This is a genomic window from Amycolatopsis sp. NPDC043889 (genome assembly GCF_056435645.1).
The window spans coordinates 186,993-209,102 of record NZ_JBWKEC010000016.1 but is presented as its reverse complement, the minus strand read 5'-3'; the positions used below and the strand labels follow the sequence as shown (position 1 = coordinate 209,102).

Annotated in this window: 19 protein-coding genes and 2 pseudogenes; 13 read left to right on the top strand and 8 right to left on the bottom strand. The window is 67.5% G+C overall.

The genetic code is table 11. The features are described from left to right. Window positions 1-106: 106 nt before the first annotated feature. The 3 genes from AC0685_RS27145 to AC0685_RS27135 all read right to left on the bottom strand — a co-directional run bounded on the left by AC0685_RS27145 (window position 107) and on the right by AC0685_RS27135 (window position 3,963). Window positions 107-493 carry a hypothetical protein gene (locus AC0685_RS27145; RefSeq protein WP_478228102.1) on the bottom strand — a complete coding sequence of 129 codons (387 nt, stop codon included), beginning with the start codon at window positions 491-493 and terminating at the stop codon, window positions 107-109. 328 nt (window positions 494-821) lie between these two features. Continuing rightward, window positions 822-1,190, bottom strand: coding sequence for an ATP-binding protein (locus AC0685_RS27140; RefSeq protein WP_478228101.1), 369 nt, complete (start codon window positions 1,188-1,190; stop codon window positions 822-824). Beyond that, window positions 1,177-3,963 carry an ATP-binding protein gene (locus AC0685_RS27135; RefSeq protein WP_478228100.1) on the bottom strand — a complete coding sequence of 929 codons (2,787 nt, stop codon included), beginning with the start codon at window positions 3,961-3,963 and terminating at the stop codon, window positions 1,177-1,179. Before AC0685_RS27135 ends, AC0685_RS27140 begins: the two co-directional genes overlap by 14 nt. Before the next feature lie 269 nt (window positions 3,964-4,232). On the opposite strand from AC0685_RS27135, the gene AC0685_RS27130 reads away from it, so the two are divergent. Both AC0685_RS27130 and AC0685_RS27125 read left to right on the top strand, forming a co-directional pair. After that, window positions 4,233-5,753 (top strand): S8 family serine peptidase, encoded by a 1,521-nt coding sequence (locus tag AC0685_RS27130; protein WP_478228099.1) that lies wholly within the window; start codon window positions 4,233-4,235, stop codon window positions 5,751-5,753. A gap of 32 nt (window positions 5,754-5,785) precedes the next feature. Beyond that, window positions 5,786-7,243, top strand: coding sequence for a trypsin-like serine protease (locus AC0685_RS27125; protein ID WP_478228098.1), 1,458 nt, complete (start codon window positions 5,786-5,788; stop codon window positions 7,241-7,243). Between the two features lie 1,215 nt (window positions 7,244-8,458). On the opposite strand, the pseudogene AC0685_RS27120 reads toward AC0685_RS27125, so the two are convergent. Then, window positions 8,459-9,078 (bottom strand): annotated as a pseudogene (locus AC0685_RS27120) (transposase); the annotation flags it as partial. A gap of 219 nt (window positions 9,079-9,297) precedes the next feature. Between AC0685_RS27120 and AC0685_RS27115 the strand changes: the two are divergent. The 4 genes from AC0685_RS27115 to AC0685_RS27100 are packed head-to-tail and all read left to right on the top strand — an operon-like array spanning window position 9,298 to window position 12,118. Further along, window positions 9,298-9,810, top strand: a complete 513-nt coding sequence (locus tag AC0685_RS27115; RefSeq protein ID WP_478228097.1) for an anthrone oxygenase family protein — start codon at window positions 9,298-9,300, stop codon at window positions 9,808-9,810. Then, window positions 9,807-10,262, top strand: coding sequence for a hypothetical protein (locus AC0685_RS27110; RefSeq protein WP_478228096.1), 456 nt, complete (start codon window positions 9,807-9,809; stop codon window positions 10,260-10,262). Before AC0685_RS27115 ends, AC0685_RS27110 begins: the two co-directional genes overlap by 4 nt. A gap of 18 nt (window positions 10,263-10,280) precedes the next feature. After that, window positions 10,281-11,462 (top strand): sensor histidine kinase, encoded by a 1,182-nt coding sequence (locus AC0685_RS27105; protein ID WP_478228095.1) that lies wholly within the window; start codon window positions 10,281-10,283, stop codon window positions 11,460-11,462. Continuing rightward, window positions 11,459-12,118, top strand: a complete 660-nt coding sequence (locus AC0685_RS27100) for a response regulator (protein ID WP_478228094.1) — start codon at window positions 11,459-11,461, stop codon at window positions 12,116-12,118. The genes AC0685_RS27105 and AC0685_RS27100 overlap by 4 nt, the downstream gene beginning before the upstream one ends. Here the strand turns inward: AC0685_RS27100 and AC0685_RS27095 are convergent. Both AC0685_RS27095 and AC0685_RS27090 read right to left on the bottom strand, forming a co-directional pair. Further along, window positions 12,099-12,347 (bottom strand): annotated as a pseudogene (locus AC0685_RS27095) (carbonic anhydrase); the annotation flags it as partial. The gene AC0685_RS27100 and the pseudogene AC0685_RS27095 overlap by 20 nt on opposite strands. A gap of 121 nt (window positions 12,348-12,468) precedes the next feature. Next, a complete protein-coding gene (locus tag AC0685_RS27090) occupies window positions 12,469-12,672 on the bottom strand; it encodes a GntR family transcriptional regulator (RefSeq protein WP_478228093.1) in 204 nt (67 codons plus the stop codon). 83 nt (window positions 12,673-12,755) lie between these two features. Here AC0685_RS27090 and AC0685_RS27085 point away from each other — a divergent pair, with 83 nt between their 5' ends. The 6 genes from AC0685_RS27085 (at window position 12,756) to nhaA (ending at window position 18,451) form a co-directional block, all read left to right on the top strand. After that, on the top strand, window positions 12,756-13,100 hold the full coding sequence (locus AC0685_RS27085) for a hypothetical protein (protein ID WP_478228092.1): 345 nt from the start codon (window positions 12,756-12,758) through the stop codon (window positions 13,098-13,100). After that, window positions 13,097-14,020, top strand: coding sequence for an ABC transporter ATP-binding protein (locus AC0685_RS27080; RefSeq protein WP_478228091.1), 924 nt, complete (start codon window positions 13,097-13,099; stop codon window positions 14,018-14,020). Before AC0685_RS27085 ends, AC0685_RS27080 begins: the two co-directional genes overlap by 4 nt. Continuing rightward, window positions 14,020-14,817 (top strand): ABC transporter permease, encoded by a 798-nt coding sequence (locus tag AC0685_RS27075; protein ID WP_478228090.1) that lies wholly within the window; start codon window positions 14,020-14,022, stop codon window positions 14,815-14,817. Before AC0685_RS27080 ends, AC0685_RS27075 begins: the two co-directional genes overlap by 1 nt. A gap of 144 nt (window positions 14,818-14,961) precedes the next feature. Beyond that, window positions 14,962-15,573 (top strand): TetR/AcrR family transcriptional regulator, encoded by a 612-nt coding sequence (locus AC0685_RS27070; protein ID WP_478228089.1) that lies wholly within the window; start codon window positions 14,962-14,964, stop codon window positions 15,571-15,573. Next, entirely contained in the window at window positions 15,570-16,838 is a 1,269-nt protein-coding gene (locus tag AC0685_RS27065; protein ID WP_478228088.1) for a glycosyltransferase, read from the top strand. The genes AC0685_RS27070 and AC0685_RS27065 overlap by 4 nt, the downstream gene beginning before the upstream one ends. 308 nt (window positions 16,839-17,146) lie before the next feature. After that, a complete protein-coding gene (gene nhaA, locus AC0685_RS27060; protein ID WP_478228087.1) occupies window positions 17,147-18,451 on the top strand; it encodes a Na+/H+ antiporter NhaA in 1,305 nt (434 codons plus the stop codon). Between the two features lie 6 nt (window positions 18,452-18,457). On the opposite strand, the gene AC0685_RS27055 is transcribed toward nhaA, so the two are convergent. Beyond that, the gene (locus AC0685_RS27055; RefSeq protein WP_478228086.1) at window positions 18,458-20,491 is read right to left on the bottom strand and encodes an APC family permease; all 2,034 of its coding nucleotides are present in this window, start codon (window positions 20,489-20,491) and stop codon (window positions 18,458-18,460) included. After that, window positions 20,470-21,027 carry an NAD-binding protein gene (locus AC0685_RS27050; RefSeq protein WP_478228085.1) on the bottom strand — a complete coding sequence of 186 codons (558 nt, stop codon included), beginning with the start codon at window positions 21,025-21,027 and terminating at the stop codon, window positions 20,470-20,472. The genes AC0685_RS27055 and AC0685_RS27050 overlap by 22 nt, the downstream gene beginning before the upstream one ends. A 310-nt stretch (window positions 21,028-21,337) precedes the next feature. Between AC0685_RS27050 and AC0685_RS27045 the strand changes: the two genes are divergently transcribed. After that, window positions 21,338-21,925, top strand: coding sequence for a TetR/AcrR family transcriptional regulator (locus AC0685_RS27045; RefSeq protein WP_478228084.1), 588 nt, complete (start codon window positions 21,338-21,340; stop codon window positions 21,923-21,925). The last annotated feature ends 185 nt before the right edge of the window (window positions 21,926-22,110 follow it).

Genomic DNA, 22,110 nt, shown 5'->3' with positions numbered 1-22,110 from the left:
TGGACTGATATCCCCGATCGACTACGAAAACACCGCCACCAACCCCGAACAGCAAGCAGCATAGTGGAGTCCTCCACGCTACGGGGGGAAGCTCACTAGTGCCGTATCAAGCAACGTTGGTTAGGTAATCCGGGTGGCGGATTGTGGAGTTTACGGCGAAGTGGCGTTTGGGGTGGCAGTGGCGGTTGCGCCGGCGGAGGTAGTCGGCGATGGCGGCTTCCTGGACTGCGTGGCTGGGGTAGTCGCTGCCGTCGAGGGTGAAGTAGCGGATCGCGGTGAACTCGCACTCGATCCAGTTCAGCCAGGAGGCGTTGGTGGGTGTGCAGACCAGCTCGATGTCGTTGGCCGCGCACCAGGTCCTGACCTCGGCTTTAGCGCCGCGCCTTTCGCATACGCGTCTTTCACCAACGCGTCCAGTGTTTCTCCGGCGGCAGCGCGCGCGAGCGCTTCGCCGGCCGCGGCGCACATCTCGATCAGGCGTGTCCTCGGTCACAGATAGAGCCTTTGCGGGGTCGCGTCCGACGACCCGATCTTGGTCCATCCGCGGCTTGCGCAGTTGCCGTGACACGCCCGTCGCTGGCCGCTCACGGTGGCCCCACCTCGGGCTCACACACCAACAAAGCCCACCAACGGCACCCCTGAAATGACGGGAAAATCGTTGGTGGGCTTTGGTTTCTTACTGTGCGCCATCAGGGACTCGAACCCCGAACCCGCTGGTTAAGAGCGGCACTTGGGCGTGTCGGACGGTCCCGAGTAATGCCGGACAAGACCTTTTCGTCTGGTCGGAACGGCTTTAGCAGACCTCTTGGTGTCGACAAATGTCAACGAGTGTTGTCCTGTCCGTGCGCTCTCGGGCTCGCCTCGGGCTCGCGGGTGTCGGGTTCTGTCGTTGAATCCGTCGAGGTCAGGGTGCTTCGCCAGTCTAAGTCCCGCCTCTTCGTACGGTTGCGGGGGCGGAGCTCGGGCTCACCGCCGGTGTCCGTCGCGACTGGTCGGCTTACCTGGAAGACCGCGCCCTGCTCGTTGCGGGAGGCGACGAGCTGGAAGAACAGGTTCGCCGAGTCCTGGTCGAACGGGATGTAGCCGACTTCGTCGATGATGATCAGCTTGTAGTGTCGGATCGTCTTCAACTCAGCTTCGAGCCGGTTGGCCGGGTCGCTTTGGCCCCTAGCGGGTTCAGAGTCGGACATCGCGCCGGGAGGACGCGTCGAGTTTGCGGAGTACGTTGGCGACGTGGTCCTCGACGGTGCGCCGTGAGATGAACAGGGCTTGAGCGATCTCCCGGTTGGTGTGGCCGTTCGCCAGCAGACGTGCGACATCGTGTTCGCGCGGCGACAGCTGCGTGCCGTAGCTGCGGCGGCCACGGACGGAAGGTATGACAGTGCCGGTGCTGCGGATGTGGTGACGGCAGCGGGCAGCGTCGACGGTGGCGCCCAGGGCGTCGAACGTGACGGCCAGCTCACGGAACACCGCGGGATCGGCGCCGGTGCTGCGAGCGGCTCGGTCGGCGCACTGAGCGGCGCGGTAGCGCTGCCCGAGTTCCTGGTATCGCAGCTGCGCGTCACGGTAGTACTGCTCCGCGTCGTCGTGATCTCCCGCCGCGGCGGCAACCTGTGCCTGGCACACCGTGAGCGCAATCCGCGCCGAGGGCACGTCGATTCCGACCAGCTCCTCCTCGGCCTCCGCGACGAGCTGCCGCGCGGCACCGGTCTCGTCGTCGGCGAGATAGCACGCGACAGCCTGGGGGACTATCTCGGCGGTCCATGCCCAGGAGCCCTTCGCGCGGAGGAGGGCAAGCCCGCGCTCCGCGTGACCGCGAGCTGCGGCGTCGTCCCGGCTGAGCAGCATGGCGGCCATCCCTCCCGCCGCGGCCACCGCCACCGGGATCACCGCCGTCGGGTGAATGTCCAGGGTGGCGTGGAATGCGTGCTCGGCGGTCAGCCAGTCGCCGCGTGCGGCGGCCAGCCAGCCGATGACCAGGTTTAGTTCGTTCGCGATGTGTGGCAGATGGGCATAGGCATTGATCAGGGCTTGTACCCGCTCAGCCAGACCTGACCACTCGCCCGCGAGCCAATCCAGCCGGGCCGCGGTGGCTTCGGCCGTCGCCACCACATAATCGGCGCCCGCCCGTGAGGCCATCGCCAACCCGGTGTTCAGGAACGTTCGTCCCTGCCGGTCCCGGCCGGTCCACGAGCACGCGTCGGCCAGGTTGGCGTGGGCTCGGGCGAGGTGCCTGAGCTCAGTGGGGTCGTCGATGTCGTTGAGCGCGGGCAGCAGGGTGATCCGGTCCCAGACGACCGGGTCACCGACGATGAGCTGCCCCCCGAGCACCGTCGCCAGGACCGCTGTGCGCGCAGGGCGCTGCGGCAACTGGTCGAGCAGGTCCTCTACCCGCAGAAGCCAGGTCCGGTGGTCGGCTACGGTGGCGATGTCAAGGTATGGCACGGAGAGCAGGGCCATACCGGACGCGATGCGCTCGGGCTGGTCGCCGAGAAGCTCCAACGCATGGGTGATTTCGGCACAGCCGCGGTCCAGCATGGACTCGCGCACCAGCAGGGTGCCGAAGCACAGGCGCACCTCGCCGCGCACGTCGGCGGTCAATCTGGGGTCTGACTGCAGCGCCTCGAAGCGCATGATCACGTCAGCGTCAGGCAGCCCGGCCAGCGCGTAACCACAGAGTTTCGTGGCCAGCCGGTTCAAGTCCTCGGCGGGTACGTCGCGGTCGGAGACCACTCGGGAGAGCACGCCCACCGCGATGGACATGTCCTTCGCCTCGGCCGCGGCGTCCGCGGCGCTTTCGCTGTATCGCAACCACTCTTCCGGCATGCCGGCCTCGGCGCAGTGCCTGGCGAGCCGCGCGACCGGCCACCCGGCCACGTCGGCCAGCACGCGTACCGCGGCGCCGTGCAGCTCCCGCCGCCGCGGTCCCGGCAAGGCCGCGTACACCGCCCTCCGCGCCATGTCGTGCCGGAGACCGTACCGGTTCGGCGGGCCTTCCGACAGCACACCGGAGCGCACCAAGTTCACCACCGGCTGCACTCCGGTAGACCCCGCGACCGCGGCGAGGATCTCCGCCGGTGCCGCCTCGCCCACCACGGCCGCCGCCTCGGCGACCGCGCGCTCCGGTTCGATCAGCCGGTGCAGTCGTTCGAGCACCGACTCCGTCACCAGGACAGGCACATCGACGGCGGCCAGGACCCGACTCGCCGCCACCCCCTCGATCCGGGTGTCCACGAGCCGGTCACGCAGCGCACGGACCGTTTCCGCGACCATGAAAGGAATTCCGCCGGTCGCGTGCAGAACCGCGGTCGTGAACGACTCCGAAACGACGCCACCCGTCACGGCTTCGGTCAGTGCCCGTACGTCCGGCTCCTCGAAGGGGCGTAGTCCCAGATGCGCGGTGGCGACCTCGGACGGCGGGTGCACGACCGGCTCCAGCGGGGCATCACCGGGGAGATCCTCACGCCGATAGGTCATGACCAGGGACAGACCGGGCGGCGGATCGGCGAGCAGAAATCTCAGCACCTGACGGGTGTCTTCGTCCGCCCAGTGCACGTCTTCGACGACGAGCACGGCCTGCCCGAGCGCGCGCACCAGCGCGCAGACCGCACGGAACATCCGATGGCGCTCGGCCTCCGGGAGGTCCAGGGGTGGCGGTGCCGGAGGCAGGAGATCGGCGAGTTCCGGCAGGTGTCCGCGAAGTGCGCCGGTCACCGGATCGGGATGGCCCATCCTGTCCCCAGCTCGCCCGAGACAGTCGAGTAACGGGCCATAGGGGAAGGGTTCGTCCAGCGGCTGACAGGTACCGACGGCCATCCACAGATTCCTGCCGCGCACCGCCGTCGCGAGGGCGCCGATCAAGGCGGTCTTTCCGGTCCCCGCCTCGCCCTCCAGGAACGCCACCGCGGGCGGGCAGGTGACGACGTCCAACAGGGCGGCCAGTTCCGCGGTCCGGCCGACCATCGGCGTGGATCGTCCGCGCGTCGACACAGAACCCGTGCCGAACCTCGGCGGACGTGCCCTCTCTCCGTCCATTGTCACCTCGCGCTGGTCACACCGGTTCCAGGAGGCCGCAACGATACTTCGGACCGGCGCCACCACGTAACCCTGATCACGGTAATGCCGTACCCCTCCGGGGTCTCACCACGATTGTTTCCCCTCCGCCCGCGCCGAATGGTGAAGCGGTGCGCCAGGCGCACACGGGAAATGGAGGAGAGATGCAAAAGGCCCGGATGACGTTAGGTCTGTTCGGCATCGCGGCCGCACTGGTGGCGGTGAGCCCCGCCGCGTCGGCCGCGACACCCGAAAGCGACGTCGTGCAAGCCCGGCAACCCATTGCCGGTCGCTACATAGTGGTCCTCCGGGACGGCGCGCAGGCGGCCGCTCAGGGTGGGGCCGCCTCGTTGACCCAGCGCTACGGCGGTGCGGTGGTCGACACCTACGCGCTGACTCTGAACGGGTTCTCGGTCCGAGACCTGAGCGAGCGGCAGGCCCGGCGCCTGGCCGCCGACCCGGCGGTGCGGACGGTGCATCAGGACGGCGTCGCCCGTGCCGCCGGAGAGCAGCCGAACCCGCCGTCGTGGGGGCTGGACCAGATCGACCAGCGCACGAAGGTCTTGGACAAGAAGTACGTCTACCCCAACGCCGGCGAGGGGGTCACCGCGTATGTCGTCGACTCCGGCGTCGGTATTCGGCATACCGAATTCGAAGGCCGGGCCGCGCACGGCCGCGACTTCATCGACAACGACAACGACGCGAGCGACTGCTTCTGGCACGGCTCCCACGTAGCGGGCACCATCGCGGGCAAAACCGTCGGCGTTGCCAAGAAGGCCAAGGTGGTCGCGGTTCGCTCGCTGGGCTGTGGCGGTTCCGGACCGGACTCGGCGACCGTCAGCGGACTGGAATGGGTGGCCGCCAACGGGGTCAAACCGGCCGTGGTCAACCTGAGCCTGGTCATGGACACCGTGGGCGTCGGAGACGCCCAAGTGAAAGCGTTAGTGGACAAGGGTTTTGTGGTTGCGGTAGCCGCGGGCAACAACGGCCAGGACGCTTGTACGGCCAGCCCTGGCCGTACCCCCGAAGCGTTGACCGTCGGCTGGATCAACCAGGGCGGCGGCCGTAGCGGGAACTACGGGAAGTGCGTCGACCTGTTCGCCCCGGGCGGCAACATCTATTCCACCGACCACACCGGCGGCTTCCGTACCGGCAGCGGCACCTCGATGGCCTCGCCACACGGTGCGGGTGCGGCGGCGCTGTACCTAGCCGCGAATCCCGGCGCGACACCGCAGCAAGTACGCGACGCGCTCGTCCGCAACGCCACACCGGGGCTGGTGACCGATCCCGGCGCCGGCTCGCCGGACGCGTTGCTCTACACCGGATTCATCGGCGGCGGCACGCCGCCCAAGTGCGGTGTCAAGTCCAATGACGAGGATGTGTCCATCCCCGACGACGGGACGACCGTGGGCAGCGCCGTGACCCAGAGCGGTTGCGACGGCAACGTTTCAGCGGAACTGGCCGTACGGGCGGACATCGACCATACCTACTCGGCGGATCTGGCGATCGACCTGATCGGACCGAGCGGGGCCACGTGGCCCCTCAAACGAGCGGGGGGAATCGGCGACGCCGGCGGTGTGCACCAGACCTTCACCGTGAACGCCTCCGGCGAGAACGCCAACGGCACCTGGAAGCTTCAAGTGCGCGACATCCACCGCTTCGACACCGGCACCCTGACCGGCTGGTCGGTCACGTTCTGATCCGGAACGCCCCCTGCGAACCAAGGAGCACGATGAGAACAGCACGTCTGGTCACAGCCGCCGTCATGGCACTGGCCGTGATCACTCTGCCCGCCATCGGGACGGCGAACGCAGAACACCCCGCCACCGCCGCGACACCCACCGATCAGCTGCGGCCCCCGGACATGGGAGCCCGGGTGGTCAACGGGCAACGCACGACCGTGCGGGAGAACCCTTACATCATCGCGGGCCTGCGAGCGGGTGGCGGCGGCCCACAGGGTCAGTCCTGCACCGCTTCCGTCGTCGGCAAACGCAAGATCATCACCGCGGCGCATTGCATGATCGACGTCGGCGGTGCGAAGAGCTACCTCTACGGCGACGACGACCTGAACACCCCAGGCGACGAAACCTTCCGCACCCCTGTCGCCTCCTACAAAGTGCACCCCCGCTACACCGGCCCGAACTCCTGGCAGACCGGCTACGACGTCGCGGTGATCACCACCGAGACCGACCTTCCCGTCCCGGAGAACCAGTGGGCCAAGGTGGCCGGGTCGGGTGACGCCGAGCTGACCGCACCGGGGAAGTCGGGCACCGCGGTCGGCTACGGACGCACCTCGGCCGGCGGTGGATCCGGCACGCTGTACAAGACCACGATGCCGGTCAACGACGCGAACGCCTGCCAGGTGTTCAACGTGCGGGTGAACCCTGACCTCATGGTGTGCGTCGGGTACAACGACGGGCGCACCGCGACCTGCTCCGGCGACAGCGGCGGGCCGTTCATCGTGGACGGCGTGATCGTCGGCGTCGTCTCGTGGGGCTCAAGCGGATGCGACCGCTACAGCATCATGGCCCGGCTCACCAACGAGATGGGCGACTGGGCCCGCGGCGAGATCGGCGGCACTCAGCCCGGTGACGGGAAGTTCGGCGTCTCCCTCAGCCCGGCGGCGGGCAAAACCGAGCCCGGCAAGTACATCTCGACCTCCGTCGTGACCAAGGCCGGCGACGCGGGACCCGAAAAGGTCGACTTGGCCGCCACCGGCCTGCCCGCCGGCGCGACGGCCACGTTCCAGCCCGGCGCGTCCCTTAACTCCGGCGACGTCGCCAAACTCACCGTGGAGACCGCGGCGAGCACTCCAAAAGGCACACACCGGATCACCGTCACGGCGAAAGGCTCGTCCGGCACCAAGTCCGCCGACTACACTCTGACCGTCGGTGACGGTGGTACCACGGAAGGTCCCAAGCCGACTGTCTCTCCCGGTGCGGGAACGGTGACATCCGGCTCGTTCGTCAATGCGACCGTCACCGTCGCCGGAGGAACGGGCAACAGCACCCTCACCGCGACAGGCCTTACGCTGAACCCGATGTTCCAGCCAGCCACTGTCGCCCCGGGCGGTACATCACGCATGTCCATCGCCGCCCCGTTCCAGCGCGGCACCTACAAGATCATCATCACCGCCACCGACAGCACCGGGAAAACCGGTACCGCCGAATACAGTCTCACCGTCCAATGAGCTGACCCTGTGGAGCCCATGACCACCATACGGTCACGGGCTCCACGGCCCCGGTAAGTGACGGTCCCTCGGTGCGAACAGGGTGCCGACGGCCGATCGGTCGACACGGGCAGACGCGAGCAGGACCTGGTCATACCTGGCCCGACCGGTTTGACCGGCATCCGGGTAGGCCATCGGCATTCGAGGGACGGCCGTCGTCAGCTCGATAAGTAATCTCTTAGCCGATTTCGGTGATTTGGGCCGGTGCGGGGACGCACTGGCCGCGATCGAGGAAGGCCAGGCTGTCGCTGGCCGCGGGCGTGTGCCCTGCTTGGCTCATAGCGCTAGGGAAATGAGGCAGCAGCCTAGGCAAGAAGGCCGAGAAATGAAAGGGTTGGGCAGGTACGGCCTCATCCGGACCCGCCCAAGATCAAAGCCCACCGGCAAGATCCTCTTTGCGGAGAAATCCTGGAGGTGGGCTTTGGTTTCTTACTGTGCGACATCAGGGACTCGAACCCCGAACCCGCTGGTTAAGGGGCGGCACCTGGGCGTGTCGGATGGTGTCGAGTGATGTCGAACAAGACCTTTTCGTCTGGTCGCGAGGCATCCGCTGTGACGGGGTGTGTCGCCTGGTGTCGGACTGTTTCGGGCCTCTCGGGCTCGTCTCGGGCTCGCGGATACCGGACCCTGCCGACTGGTCCAGCCGTCTTGAAGGGCTGCGTTGTCGGGTGGTGTGGACGATGACGGTGGGGAGCGGCGCGATCCGGTTGTGTCGTCGGTGAGCACCATGGTGGGGATCGTGGTCGGGCTGACGTTCCTGTTCGGGTTCGGGTGCGCCACGAGGCGCTGTTGTTGCGGATGGAGGTGGAAGACCGTCCATCGCTCCGTCGTCGTAGCGACGGGGTGAAGCTGGAGGCAGCCTGACCCAGGGGTCGCTGGGTTGGGCGGGAGCAGCCTCGACAAAGTCGCGTCGGCCGGGTACTGCCGGACGGGTCGGGCGTGGAGGAGCTGGCGCTCGACATCACCTCGGGACCAACCCCGCTCGCGCGGGGACGACGAAGGCGCCGGTTCCCGGAACGCGACGACGCGGGGACCAACCCCGCTCGCGCGGGGACGACGCGCAGAACCCGCCCGCCGTCCAGTCCACGCAGGGACCAACCCCGCTCGCGCAGTGACGACCGGCACCCTCTGCTGGTGAAGTTCGCTTACGCGGGACCAACCCCGCTTGCGCGGGTGCCGCACGGTGGCAAAGGTCGACTCGATCGGGTTCGTGATGCGCAGGTGGATCCAGTGCTCGGCAGGGTAGCCATAGAACGCCAGTAGCTCCTCAACGTCATCGGTGATCTTGGCGACGGCCTTGGGGAACTTGGCGCCGTAGGCGGCGTCGAACGCCTTCACCGCATCGAGGGCGAGGCGGCGGTCTTCGGCGTTCCAAGATCTCGGCGAGGACCTTCTTCACCCCGGGACGCGCGGACTTGGGCAATGCCGTGAGGACGTTGGCGATCTTGTGGAACCAGCACCGCTGTTCCCACGTCTCGGGGGAAACCTCACGCAGCGTGCTCCAGAACCCGAGCGTTCCGGGTTCCTTGCGGCCGTCAGTGTGCATCCCGATCATCACCAGCGGGCTCAGCTTCTGTTCCTCCAGGCGGATGTTGACGTGGATCCCGTCCGCCCACAGATACACGAAGTCCACAGTGGACAGGTTGCGCTCGCAGAACGCGCGCTGCTCGGACATCCACTGCTCGGTCAGCTTCGTGACCACCGGTCCCGACAGACCTTTCGTCGAGCCAAGGAACTGCCTCAGCGGGCACGAAGTCCTCCGAGGACAAGCCGTGCGGGTAGAGCAAGAGCAACACTCTCTGGCTGACCTACCTCACACCGTACGGACACCTCGCCGATCGCCGCATTGCTCGGTGCATCGGCTACCGCCGCCGGGATCCGAATACCTGAGCTCTGGTCGTTGTCACTACGTCGATTTACGTACTCGGATGGAGACCGCATGCGGATGTGAGTAGCCGAGGAGGGACATACTTTCGACGAGGTAGTGGTTCCTTTCCCGTCGAGCGGAGAAGCACGTGCGACACAATGGCATTTACCTTGCCGTTTCGGGCGCCTATGTCTGGATAGCCATGGTGGCTTTCGGAGGTATCGCGGTCGAAACCATAGTCATCTATCCGAACGTCTTCCACGACGCCCCAGCGTCCTTGGCCAAGTCAATGGAATTCTTCGTGGTCACCGGACCGGCCGACTTCTTCCCTCCGATGGGCGCGGCCACCGTGGTGGCGGCCGTGGTCACCCTGCTGCTATTTCGCCGGTCACGGCAGGCGAGGTGGTGGATCACCGGGAGCCTCGCGACCCTGGTGGTCGGCGAATTTCTGTTCTCTGTGTTCTATTTCTGGCCACGTAACGACATCATGTTCGAGGAGGGGCTCGCTGTGCATTCCGTGGAGTTCCTCCGTCAGACGGCGGTCGAGTTCGAGACCGGTCACTGGTTCCGGCTCACGTTCAGCGCGGTCACCGCGACGCTGGCCTTCATCGGTTTCCTGCGCTACCACCAGGCGCGCTCGCTTTGCGGAGGTCAGGCGTGAAGGGCAGGGATCTTCCCTCACTCGGCATCTCCCTGCCGGGAATCCTCGGCCTCGCCGCTCTCGGCGTACCCAGGGTGGTCGCGCACGACCTCGGCCTGGTGGGGCCGGTGGGCAACGCGCTGCTGGTGTTCGTGCCGCTCGCCATCTGGCTCGCGATCGTGCTGTGGCGCCGGGTGCCGAATCCGTTCCTCACCTTACTCATGGTGGGCTTGGTCCACGGTGTCCTGCTCGGCATCACCCACCAGTTGTTGTGGACCGAGGCATTCCCCGGTGGGCCACCGAGTCTTGGCGGCAACCTGACCGGCACACTGCCGCCGTCCACGGAGGCAGTGGTGCTGCGGATCTTCGCGTTCGGCAGCAGTCTGTTCACCGGGATGCTCACCGGCGCGGCGAGCGGTGCCGTCGGATGGCTGTTGGCCAAGATGGTTTCGGGACTACGCCAACGGAAGTGAACCGGAAGGGGCAGGATCGTGGCCATCGGACAGTCCACAGGGGAGGCTGGCCCCGACGGCAGACGGCGGTTCCTCGTCGATCTCGGTCTCGGCATACTCGTGCTGGTCGCGGTCGGCACGGCTATCGCCGCGAACGTGGGCGGCCCGTCCTCGCCGGGTCTCGCCGCCTATTTGTTCGGAGCGTTGTTCGGCTCGTTGATGATGGTGCGTCGACGCTGGCCGGTCGCGACGCTGCTCGTCACGGCAGTCGCTCTGCTGGGCTACTACATGCTGTCCTACCCGCCGATCGGTCTCGCCGTGCCGGTGGCCGCGGCACTGTTCTCGGCCACCGAGTACGGCCGGCTGTACTGGGCCGTCGGCACTGCCGCGGGGTTGCTGGCCATCTCCACTGGGATGCGGGTCGGCCAGGGTGACGACCTCGGTTTCGTGCTCGGCCTGGAGGTGCCGACGTCGGCCGCGCTGATGGCGACGGTCATCGCGCTGGGCGACAGTCTTCGTTCCCGGCGTGGCTGGCGGGCCGAACTGGTCAAACAAGCCCAGGCCGCCCAGATGGAGCGAGAGCGTGAGGCGGCGGCCCGGGTCGAGCAAGAGCGCGTGCGGATCGCGCGGGACCTGCACGATCTCATGGCGCATACGGTATCGGTGATCTCACTGCACACCGACGTGGCGAGGGAGACTTTGGCCGACGACCCCGAGACGGCGAGACGTTCGCTCGCGGCGGCTCGGGCGGCGTGCCGGAACGTGGGCGAGGAGCTGCGGGCGACGCTGCACGCCCTGCGCGAACCCGAGGGAGCCCACGAATCCCCGGTGCCCGGGCTCGACCGGTTGGACGTTCTCGTCGGCACCGCCACCGACGCCGGACTTGAGGTACGGGTGCGCACCATCGGTACACCGGTCTCGCTGCCCGCGATCGCGGACGTGACCGCCTACCGGTTGATCCAGGAGGCGCTGAGCAATGTGCTGAGGCACGCCGATGCCAGTACCGTGCTCATCGAACTGGACTACGACAACGACTCCGTGGGAATCAGCGTGACCGACAACGGCCGCGGCAGCGAAGCGCCCGCTGACACCTCCACGGGCTGGGGTATCGCCGGCATGCGCGAGCGGCTGGTCCTGCTCGGCGGCGACTTGGACGTCCGATCCCGACCCGGCGAATCGTTCGTGGTCCAGGCCCGGATCCCCGTGCGAGGACGCGCGTGATCCGCGTGGTGCTCGTGGACGACCAGCCGCTGGTCCGGGAGGGGCTCCGGTCTCTGCTGGAACGTGCCGACGACATCACCGTCGTCGGAGAAGCGGGCGACGCCGCCGCAGGCATCGTGCTCATCGCGCGGGAGCGTCCGGATGTCGTGCTGATGGACATCCGGATGCCGGCCGAAGACGGCATCGCGGCGACCCGCCGGATCGTCGCGGACCCGGAGCTGCGGCAGGTGCAGGTCGTCGTGCTCACCACTTTCGACACCGACGAGCACATCCTCGACGCGATCAGGGCGGGCGCGGCCGGGTTCCTGCTGAAGGACACAAGCCCGGACGACCTGCGCGGAGCCGTGCGGATCGTCGCCCGCGGCGACGCCTTGCTCTCACCTTCCGTGACACGCCGGGTCATGCGGGCCGCGGCGGCGAGCCCGCGCAGAGGCTCGGCCGAGCGGCTCGACAGGCTCACCGCACGGGAACGCGAGGTCCTCGCCAAGGTCGGGGCTGGCCAGTCGAACGCCGAGATCGGGCGAAGCCTGCACATGAGCCCGGCCACCGCGCGTACCCACGTCGGCCGCCTGCTCGGCAAGCTCGGCGCCCGCGATCGCGCGCGGCTCGTCGCGATCGCCTACGAGACCGGGCTGATCACCCCAGGAGCACACTGAGCCCACTCGCGATCACGATGCTCGGCGCGGTTCCCGTCGCCATTGACGTCATGGGGAAGAAGCCGCCGGAGGTGGCTGGGGTGGCGCGTTCGATGTCGTCGCGGACGAAGCCGTCGGTGCCGAGGCCTTCGGCGAGCGCGGTGCCTGTGGCGGCGACCGCGCCGCACTGGTCGTGGCCGAGGACCACGACCAGTGGGCACTTGAGCACGCTGAGGGTGTACTCGATGCTGCCCCGTTCTTCTGAGCCGGTGGCGTACCGGGCCCACGCCGATGGCGTCTTCGAGGAAGAGGCCGGGTGTGCTCGACGTCGATCGTGCCGCCCATCGCCTCGGTGAAACCCGAGGCGACGCTCAGCCCGAGTCCGATGCCGGTACTCGAGTCCCGATGATTCCTTGCTGCCGCAACAGGTCGTAGGCCTTGTTCACGGTGTGGAAGTTGATCCCGAAATCGGCGGCGAGTTGCCGTGTCGAAGGCAGGGCGTCGCCTGCCTTCGCTTCACCGCGGGCTATCGCCTCGACGACCCCTGTCCCGGATCTGCTGATGGATCGGCACATCGCTGTCGAGGTTCATCGTCAGCCGTACACCACTTAGTCTATCTGCTATACATCTAATAGAACAAATAGTACTGGAGGGTGTCATGGCTCAGGTGATGATTCAGGGCCGCGAGCTCAGCGTCCGGCTGACCTCATGGGAGCGGTTGATCAGCCGGCGGAGCGAGGTGCGGGTCCCGTTGACGGCGATCCGACACGTCCTGCTCCTCAGGCGGCCGTTGTGGGCGGTCAACGGAACCCGTAGGGGAGTGGAGGTGACCGGTGTGCAGAAGGTCGGCGTCTGGTCTGGCAGGCGGCTCGTGTCGATACAGAAGGGACTGCCCGCACCGCGGGTGGAGGTCGAAGGCGATCCCCGGTTCCGTGAGCTGATTCTCAGCACGTCCGACGCGGCTGAACTCGTTCAGCGGTTGGGCGCCGAGGTGAAGGCATGACCGAGGCCGCGATCCGCGTAACCCACCTGACGAAGCGATTCGGGCCGGTCACGGCCGTCGACGACCTGAGTTTCGTGGTGGAAGCCGGTTGTGTGACCGGCTTCCTGGGGCCGAACGGTGCGGGTAAGACCACCACGATGCGGATGATCCTCGGCTTGGTGACGCCGACCTCCGGCACGGCGACCATCGGCGGTGCGCGCTATCGGGAACTTCCGCGTCCGGCCGGGACGGTCGGCGCCCTGCTCGACCGCTCGGGTTTCCATCCCGCTCGTACCGGCCGCGACCACTTGCGGGTGTACGCGCGGATGGGCGGCTACCCGGATTCCCGGGTTGTGGAAGTCCTCGAACGCACCGGTGCGGCGTCGTACGCCGATCGGAAGACCCGTGGCCTATCGACCGGAATGCGGCAACGGCTCAGCCTGGCCACCGCCCTGCTTGGTGATCCGCGGGTCCTGCTGCTCGACGAACCCGGCAACGGGCTGGATCCCGAGGGCATCGCCTGGCTGCGGCGGTTCGTTCGCGAGTTCGCCGCACAAGGTGGAGCCGCGCTGGTGTCCAGTCACCTGCTGGGCGAGATCGAGCAGATGGCGGACCGGGTCGTCGTGATCCGTGACGGCGCGTTGGCGTTCTCCGGTGAGATGGCCGACCTCGCCCAAGGCCGGCGGCAGGGCGTGCTGGTCAGGACGCCGGACCTGGACCGGCTCACGGTCGCGTTGACCGCCGAAATGGTTACCGGGCAAGGATTTCACTGTGTGCCGGTAGGGGACGGGGTTGCGCGGATCGAGGGCTTGTCCACGGCACGCATCGCCGATATCGCCCTCCGGCATGGTGTCGCGCTCAACGAGCTCACACCTCAGCGGATCAACCTGGAAGAAGTGTTCCTTTCCTTGACCACGAAAGAATCCGGAGGTCTCCGGTGATGGTGCGCTCTTTGCTCTCGGCCGAAGTCCGTCGCCTGCTCACAACGAAGTTCTGGCTGTGGGGGCTGGTCGCCGCGGTGGTAAGTGGTGGCTTCATCGCTCTGCTTGCACTCGTCGGGCCGGAGAACTTTCAGCCTCCGATGCCGGGCCTCACGACCGAGGACGGCACTCGGCTGCTGCTGGGGATGCTCGGGATTCTGGCCTTCGTGCCCGCGTTGCTGGGCACCAGCGCCGTGACCGCCGAGTACCGGCACCAGACGATCACCTCCACCTACCTCTTCGCGCCGAGGCGATGGAGCGTGCTGGCAGCGAAGCTGGTCGTCCATGCGATCGCAGGGTTGGTCTACGCGCTCCTCGTGGTTCTGTGTGCGGGAGCCGGACTGTTCGCCGTCGCGGTCCTTCGCGATGTGGAACTCGGCCTGCCTGCCGGGGAAATCGTCGTCACGCTGCTCCGCGTCGCGGTAGCGATGACGGTGTACACCGTTCTCGGTGTCGCCTTCGGAGCGCTGCTCCGCAATCAAGTGGCCGCGCTGGTCGTCGTCGGGGCCTACTTCTATCTCGGCGAGTTCGCGCTACTGCTGATTCCCGGCGTCAACGCCGTCTACCCCTACCTGCCCGGCGGTGCCTCCGCCGCGCTGACCGGCTTCACCTACCTCGCCGAGGCCACCGCGAGCCAGACCGGGGGCGCCGCGGCAGTACTGCTGTCAGCGCCGGCCGCGGCGCTCGTGCTTCTCGGTTACGCCGTCGTCGCGGCTGTGATTGCCGTCGCCGTGCCCCTGCGCAGGGACGTCACGTGAACCGGCGAGAGGGCGAAGCCGGTCACAGCATCGTGACGTAGGGTGCTCGAATTGTCCCCGCCGGTCTAGCTGCCCAGGCTATCGGCGGTGAGGGTTCTCCTCATGTGCTTGACAGTGACTGAACGAGTGTTCAATACTCTGATCATGCGTTCAGTGTCTGATCTGACCGCCCGGGCTCGGATCCGGGATGCGGCCTTGGCGAGGTTCGGTGCCGACGGTGTACCGGGGACGTCGGTGCGCGCTGTCGCCGCCGACGCCGGCGTGTCGCCGGGGCTGGTGCTGCATCACTTCGGCTCGAAGGAGGGATTGCGGCAGGCATGTGACGATCACGTGCTCGAAGCCATCCGCTCCGGAGGAGACGACGGCATCACTGCTCTGGCGGAGGCTTTGCGGGCCGCCACTCCAGTGCGGCGTTATCTCGCGCGGGCGTTCCTGGACGGTACGAGTGCCGCGTCCGCCCTGTTCGACGAGATCGTGGAGCACACCGAGGAGTGGCTCGCTGAAGGAGAGCGCGAAGGCTGGGTGCGCGCCGCGGCGGACAAGCGGGCGCGCGCGGTCGTCTATGTGTCGTGGCTGTTGGCACCGTTGGTGCTCGGGGATCACGTGGGGCGCTTGCTCGACGGCGATGCCGCGGAGACCGTGACGGCGGTACGCGGCGCCCGGGCCGGTTTGGAGATGCTCACCGACGGCCTGTTCGCCGATGACCGCTGGCTGAAGGCCTACTCGGCCATCGGAGAGCAGGAGGCGGGACGATGAGGGTGTTGCTCGTCACCCATGGCACCCGTGGCGACGTCCAGCCGATGCTGGCGCTCGCGGTGGCCCTGCGGGAGCGAGGGCATGAAGCGGTGCTGGCCGCGCCAGGATCGTTCGGGGACGCCGCGGCGGAGCACGGGATCGAGTTCGCGCCGCTGGACGAGGGGCCGAACCGGTTGATGGACGACCCGGTGGTGAAGGAGGCAATGGAGAACGGCTACCGGGGTCTACGAGGCAAGATCACCGCCGTGCGGACGGCGCAACGCCTCAAGCCGTGGATGGTGGCGGTCCTGCATGACGTCGGCGTGGCGGCGAAGGCGTCCCGCGCGGACGTCGTCGTGCACACGACCGGGGTGGCGGCCCAGCATGCCGCCGAGATGCTCGGCGTCCCGTCGGTGGTCGTCGCCCTGCAACCCGGCTGGGTTCCCACCTCCGAATTCCCCTGCCCGATGGTGCCGTTGCCGCGGCTGCCGAAGGTCCTCAATCGTGCCAGCTACCTCGCGGTGTCCGCGATCCTGCGCACGTACGCGGGGATCACCACCACCTGGCGCACCACCGAACTCGGGCTCCCGCGTCGCCGGGGGAGCCACGACCTGTTCCACGACAAGGAAGGCCGCGACCGGCCGGTGCTGCAGGCATTCAGCCGGCATGTGACAGCCGCCGCCGGCGATTGGCCGGATTCGGTGCGCACCACCGGCTTCTGGTATCTCCTCGCCGCGCCGACGTGGTCGCCACCCGCGCGCTTGCAGGAGTTTCTCGACGCTGGGACGGCTCCTGTCTACATCGGATTCGGCAGCATGGCGGGCCGAGACGCGCGGCGCACGCGGGAAGTGGTCGAGAACGCTGTCCGGCAGGCCGGGGTTCGCGCGGTGGTCGCGACCGGCTGGGGCGGGATCGATGGAGACGTCGGCGACGATGACGTCCTGGTGATCGAGCACGCGCCACACGATTGGCTGTTCCCGCGGGTGAGCGCGGTCGTGCATCACGGTGGCGGCGGCACCACCGGCGCCGCTCTCGCGGCGGGCAGGCCGCAGGTGGTGTGCCCGTTCGTCGCCGACCAGCCGTACTGGGCGCGCTGCATGCACGCCGCCGGCGTCGCTCCGCCGCCGATCCGGCAGCAGCACCTCACCTCCGATCGGCTCGCCGCGGCGCTGCGGCAAGCCACCGGTGATGCCGGGATGCGAGAGCGAGCCGAACTCCTGGGGCGGGAGATCCGGGAGGAGAACGGTTTGGAAGCCGCGGTCAGCGCCATCGAGCGCGTCACTTGACGGACGAGAAGGAAGTCCATGGAAGTCACCGCGGAATCCACGGTGAACGGGCCTGGGTGAAGAGCAAGTCGCTTGTGCCGCCAGATCACCGTCAGGTTCGGCAGGCTCTGGGAGCGGGCCGGGCAAGGGCACGGGTAGCGGTCCTTGGCTTTCAGTTCGTCAAGAATACGTAAGCGTGGGTATGGTGTCCGCGTCGAGGCGCAGCCTCGTGGTGTGCCGGGAAGACTGGTCGGCGAGCCGAGCCGAACCGCACCCGGAGTAGCCCATGAGCACTGTTCCCGCCACTGGATCGCGCACCTCGGCGTTCCATGTCTGAGAGCGCCACACCTGGAGCCCGCCTTTTCGACCGCGGGTCCTGGCCGGAGGCGCAGCGCGTCGCGGAGATCCTGCGCAAGGAGACCGTGGGTGGTGTTCTGCTCCTGGTCGGAGCCGTCGTCGCCTTGGTGTGGGCGAACACCCCTTGGTCAGGCGCATACGAGGCGTTGCGTGAGGTCCGGGTAGGGCCGGCGGCTCTGCATCTGGATCTCAGCTTGGCGACCTGGGCCGCGGATGGACTTCTCGCGATCTTCTTCTTCGTCGCGGGCCTGGAGGTCAAACGCGAGTTCGTCGCCGGGGATCTGCGCGATCCCCGGCGGGCCGCGGTCCCGGTCGCCGCCGCTGTCGGAGGCGTCGTCGTACCGGCTCTGATCTACATCGCGATCAATCTCGGTGACTCGGCCGCGCTGGGTGGCTGGGCGATCCCGACAGCCACGGACATCGCGTTCGCCTTGGCCGTCTTGGCGGTGATCGGGCACCACTTGCCGTCCGCGCTGCGAACCTTCTTGCTCACGTTGGCTGTCGTCGACGACCTGATCGCCATCGTGATCATCGCTGTTTTCTACACCCGTGAGCTCCTGGTCGGCCCGCTAGTGCTGGCCCTGCTTCCCTTGGCCGCGTTCGCCGTGCTGGTTCAGCGCCGGGTGCGATCTTGGTGGCTGCTGCTTCCGCTCGCGGCGACGACCTGGGCGCTGGTGCACGCTTCGGGAATTCACGCCACGGTCGCCGGCGTCCTGCTGGGGTTCGCGGTACCCGTGATCCGCAAGCACGGCGAAGGGCCAGGGCTCGCCGAGCATTTCGAGCACCGGTTCCGGCCGATCTCGGCCGCCGTGGTGGTCCCGGTATTCGCTTTCTTCGCCGCCGGTGTCACCGTGGGTGGACTTGGCGGCCTGGCCGATTCACTCCTCGACCCTGTGGCGCTGGGTATCGTCCTCGCGCTCTTGCTCGGCAAGACCGTCGGCATCACCGGGGCCACCTACCTCGTGTCCCGGTTCACCCGTGCGGAACTCCACGACGACCTCGCCTGGACCGACGTGATCGGGCTGGCCGCGCTGGGCGGCATCGGCTTCACCGTGTCCCTGCTCATCGGTGATCTCGCCTTCGGCGCAGGCAGCGAGAGTGACGAACATGCGAAGATCGCGATCTTGGTGGGCTCCCTGCTCGCCGGTCTCGTCGCCACGATCATCCTGCGCATTCGCAACCGGGTGCACCGCAGAATCTGTGCCGAAGAGTCGGTCGACTCCGACCACGACGGCATCCCGGACGTTCACCAGCATGAAGGTGAAACGCGCGGCTAGACGGCTTCACGTTCGGTCACGGTTGCTGCGCTTTGGACGGTGGTCTGTGTTCTCGGCTTGCAGGCCCCGGCGGATTGAGCCAGGAGCCAGTTCCGGGCGGTGACGGACTTTGGCTGAAGAAGCGAGTTGCCAGGGCACGCTGGTCACCATGACACCGGGCTGGAACAGGAGGCGTCCTTTCAGCCGCAGCGCGCTCTGGTTGTGCAGGACGTTCTCCCACCAATGGCCGACGACGTATTCGGGGATGAACACGGTGACCACGTCGCGCGGGTTGGTGGTGCGTATGCGTTTGACGTAGTCGAGGATCGGTTTGGTGATCTCGCGGTAGGGCGACTCGATGACCTTCAGCGGGATGGAGAAGGGCTGTTTGGCCCACCGGTCGAGGAGTTCGTTGGTTTCCTGGTTGTCGACGTTGACGGTGATCGCCTCGAGGACGTCAGGCCGGACCGCTTTGGCGTAGGCCAATGCCCGGCGGGTGGGCCGGTGCAATTTCGACACCAGGACGATCGCGTGATTACGCGACGGGAGAACGATCGGCTCATCCTCATCGGCGTCGTGGAGTTCATCCCCGATCCGTTGATAGTGACGGCGGATCGCGGTCATCAGCAGGTAGATCGCGGCCATGGCGGCCAGCGAGATCCACGCGCCCTGGGTGAACTTGGTGACGAGGATGACGACGAGGACCAGGGCGGTCATGGAGAAGCCGAAGGCGTTGATCGACTGGGAGCGGCGCATCCGGCGGCGCGCGACCGGGTCGGTTTCGGTGCGCAGCCGCCGGTTCCAGTGCCGGATCATCCCGCTCTGGCTGATCACGAACGACATGAACACGCCGACGATGTAAAGCTGGATCAGGCGGGTGACCTCGGCGTCGAAGGCCACGACGAGAAGGATCGCGGCCGCGGCGAGGAAGACGATGCCGTTGGAGAACACCAGCCGGTCGCCGCGGGTGTAGAGCTGCCGCGGCAGGAAGCGGTCCTGAGCGAGGATCGAGCCGAGCACGGGAAATCCGTTGAAGGCGGTGTTGGCCGCCAACACCAGGATCAGTCCGGTGAAGAAGATGACGAACCAGGTCGCCGGCGGGAAGCCCGCGAACACCGCGTTGCCGAGCTGGGCTACCAGTGTCTTCTGCTCGTAGCCTGCCGGGGCGCCGATCAGCTGATGCGCGGGGTCTTCCGCAACCTGCGCGCCGGTGAGCCGGGCGAGCATGATCAGCCCGAGGAACATGGTGATCGCGAGCACGCCCATCATCAGCAGCGTGGTCGCGGCGTTGCGCCCCTTCGGTTTGCGGAACGCGGGAACACCGTTGCTGATCGCCTCCACGCCGGTCAGCGCCGCGCTCCCCGAGGAGAACGCGCGCAGGATCAGGAAAGCGAACCCGAGACCGGCGAGATGTCCGCCCTCCTCGACCAGCGTGAAATCCGCGCTTTCGGCCCGTACCTCCTCGCCCAGGATGAAGACCCGCACCACCGCCCAGACGATCATGGCGAGGACGCCGAACACGAAAGCGTAGGTCGGGATGGCGAACGCGGTGCCCGATTCCCGCACACCCCGGAGGTTCATGGCGGTCAGCACCACGATGGCGCCGACGGCGAACTCGACCTTGTGTTCCCCGACGAAGGGCACGGCCGAGCCGATGTTGGCCGCCGCGGAGGCGATCGACACCGCCACGGTCAGCACGTAGTCGACGAGCAGGGCACTGCCGACGACCAAGCCCCAGCGCGGGCCGTGGTTGACGGTCGCGACTTCGTAGTCCCCGCCACCGGAGGTGTACGCGCGGACGTTCTGCCGGTAGGACGCGACCACCGAGATCATCACCACGGCGACCAGCACCGCGATCCAGGGGCTGAACACGAACGCCGACGCCCCCGCGACCGACAGCACCAGAAGGATCTCTTCGGGTGCGTAGGCAACGCTCGACATCGGGTCGGAGGCGAAGACGGGCAGCGCGATCCGTTTGGGCAGCAGGGTGTGCGACAGGCGGTCGCTGCGGAACGGCCTGCCGACGAGCAGGCGTTTGGCTATGGAGGCGAATGTGGGCATGGAGGGAGCGGCCTATGTTTCCGTGAGGGAGAGGGGACAGGGGGAAGACGAGGTGGTCGCCGGAGGCCACGCGTTGTCGCGTCGCGTGGAAGTCCCAGTAGCGCTGGTCGTTTCGGATCAGGCCGACAGCGGTCGTACCGCATTCGGCGACCCGCTGCCCGAGCTCGGACGATCGGGCAGGCCGTTGATCGAGCGTCCACGGGGCAAAGGCCGGTCCGCGATGATCGAGCAGTGCCCTCGGCCAAAGCTTCGCCGGCGGCTTCGGCGGTGACCACGGCTTGGTCGGCGCCGTGACGTCGAACCAGGGCAAGGTGGGGACTCTCCCGCACTTGGCCGGAATCCGCGCGGGTGAGCACCTGCCGGTCGGTGCCGTCCCCGAGGATCGACGGGACACCGAGTTCACCAGCCAGCCGTACCGCATCCGGGGCGACGTCTACGGCGAGGAGATCGACGGGTCTGGTGCCGTAGGCGAGCAGGTAACTCGCGGCGCTGGAGCCGGCCACGCCGAAGCCGACCACCAGTGTCTGACCACGCATACTCCAGGACCTCCGCGCGTGGACCCTAGTGACACGTGCCCGAATTGTCGGTGCGCGGCAACGCTTACTAACGCGGTCTTGACGGCTGAGTGGCCGAACCCCAGGTCGACCGTCAAGAAAACGCAAAAATTCCGGGTGCTGGCTGCATCGATCGCCTCAACAGGTGGCGCCCGGTCGAACAGCCTGTCCCGCCCCGCCCAAGAGCAGAACCGATCCCCGCTGGTCCATGTGTTCCTCCTCGATCCCAGTAACCTACATTTTGTAACCTACATGATGTAGCTAAGCTGGTGTGCAACGCGAGAGGAGGGCGATGACCACCACACCCACCCGCCTGTCCAAGCAGGCCCGGCGCGAGCAGTTGCTCGACGTGGCCCTGGCGATCGTGCGTGCTCACGGTGCCGACGGGTTGACGCTGCCCACCCTCGCCGAGGCGGCCGGGGTGAGCAGACCCATCGTGTACGACCACTTCGGTTCGCGCCCAGGACTGCTGCTCGCGCTCTATCGGAGACTCGACGAACGGCACCGGGCCGCCATCGCGCGGGCGCTGGAACAAGCCCCGCCGACCGCGGCGGACGTGGCCGGAGCCATCAGTGTCGCGTACTTCGCCTGCGCCACCGACATTCCGGAGTTCAACGCCGTTTCCTCGGCGTTGAAAGGCAATCCGGAAATGGAGGCAACCCAGCACGAGATGCACGACGGCTACATCGACCTGATGGCCGACGCACTGACGCCCTACTCCGGCCTGAACCGGGCGGCACTGCGACTGCACTGTGTCGGCGTACTCGGCGCCGCCGAGGCAATCGCCGCCGAACTGAACCGGGGCATCGCGACCGCCGCCGACGCCATCACGGCATTGACCGGCGTCATCCTCGGCCGTATCGAGCGAGCCGCCGGATAGCCGTACCGCAAGTCGAGCGAGAGCTGGGGCCCGGAAATCGCCGAATTCGCTGGTCGCGTCGGCTGACTGGCCGAGGCGGTGCTTCAGCGAGGTGACCTCACCGTCTGGGCGGCCGGTTTCGGTGTGCCCGAACTGGCCAGAGCCAGCGGGTTGCGCACCGACGCGCTCGGCTGGCTGCTCACGGA

Coding starts and splice junctions, on each gene's coding strand:
- AC0685_RS27140 (WP_478228101.1), bottom strand. CDS start 1,190: ATGTCCGACTCTGAACCCGCTAGGGGCCAAAGCGACCCGGCCAACCGG.
- AC0685_RS27135 (WP_478228100.1), bottom strand. CDS start 3,963: ATGGTCGGCCGGACCGCGGAACTGGCCGCCCTGTTGGACGTCGTCACC.
- AC0685_RS27130 (WP_478228099.1), top strand. CDS start 4,233: ATGACGTTAGGTCTGTTCGGCATCGCGGCCGCACTGGTGGCGGTGAGC.
- AC0685_RS27125 (WP_478228098.1), top strand. CDS start 5,786: ATGAGAACAGCACGTCTGGTCACAGCCGCCGTCATGGCACTGGCCGTG.
- AC0685_RS27090 (WP_478228093.1), bottom strand. CDS start 12,672: ATGTGCCGATCCATCAGCAGATCCGGGACAGGGGTCGTCGAGGCGATA.
- AC0685_RS27085 (WP_478228092.1), top strand. CDS start 12,756: ATGGCTCAGGTGATGATTCAGGGCCGCGAGCTCAGCGTCCGGCTGACC.
- AC0685_RS27080 (WP_478228091.1), top strand. CDS start 13,097: ATGACCGAGGCCGCGATCCGCGTAACCCACCTGACGAAGCGATTCGGG.
- AC0685_RS27075 (WP_478228090.1), top strand. CDS start 14,020: ATGGTGCGCTCTTTGCTCTCGGCCGAAGTCCGTCGCCTGCTCACAACG.
- AC0685_RS27070 (WP_478228089.1), top strand. CDS start 14,962: ATGCGTTCAGTGTCTGATCTGACCGCCCGGGCTCGGATCCGGGATGCG.
- AC0685_RS27065 (WP_478228088.1), top strand. CDS start 15,570: ATGAGGGTGTTGCTCGTCACCCATGGCACCCGTGGCGACGTCCAGCCG.
- nhaA (WP_478228087.1), top strand. CDS start 17,147: ATGTCTGAGAGCGCCACACCTGGAGCCCGCCTTTTCGACCGCGGGTCC.
- AC0685_RS27055 (WP_478228086.1), bottom strand. CDS start 20,491: ATGCCCACATTCGCCTCCATAGCCAAACGCCTGCTCGTCGGCAGGCCG.
- AC0685_RS27050 (WP_478228085.1), bottom strand. CDS start 21,027: ATGCGTGGTCAGACACTGGTGGTCGGCTTCGGCGTGGCCGGCTCCAGC.
- AC0685_RS27045 (WP_478228084.1), top strand. CDS start 21,338: ATGACCACCACACCCACCCGCCTGTCCAAGCAGGCCCGGCGCGAGCAG.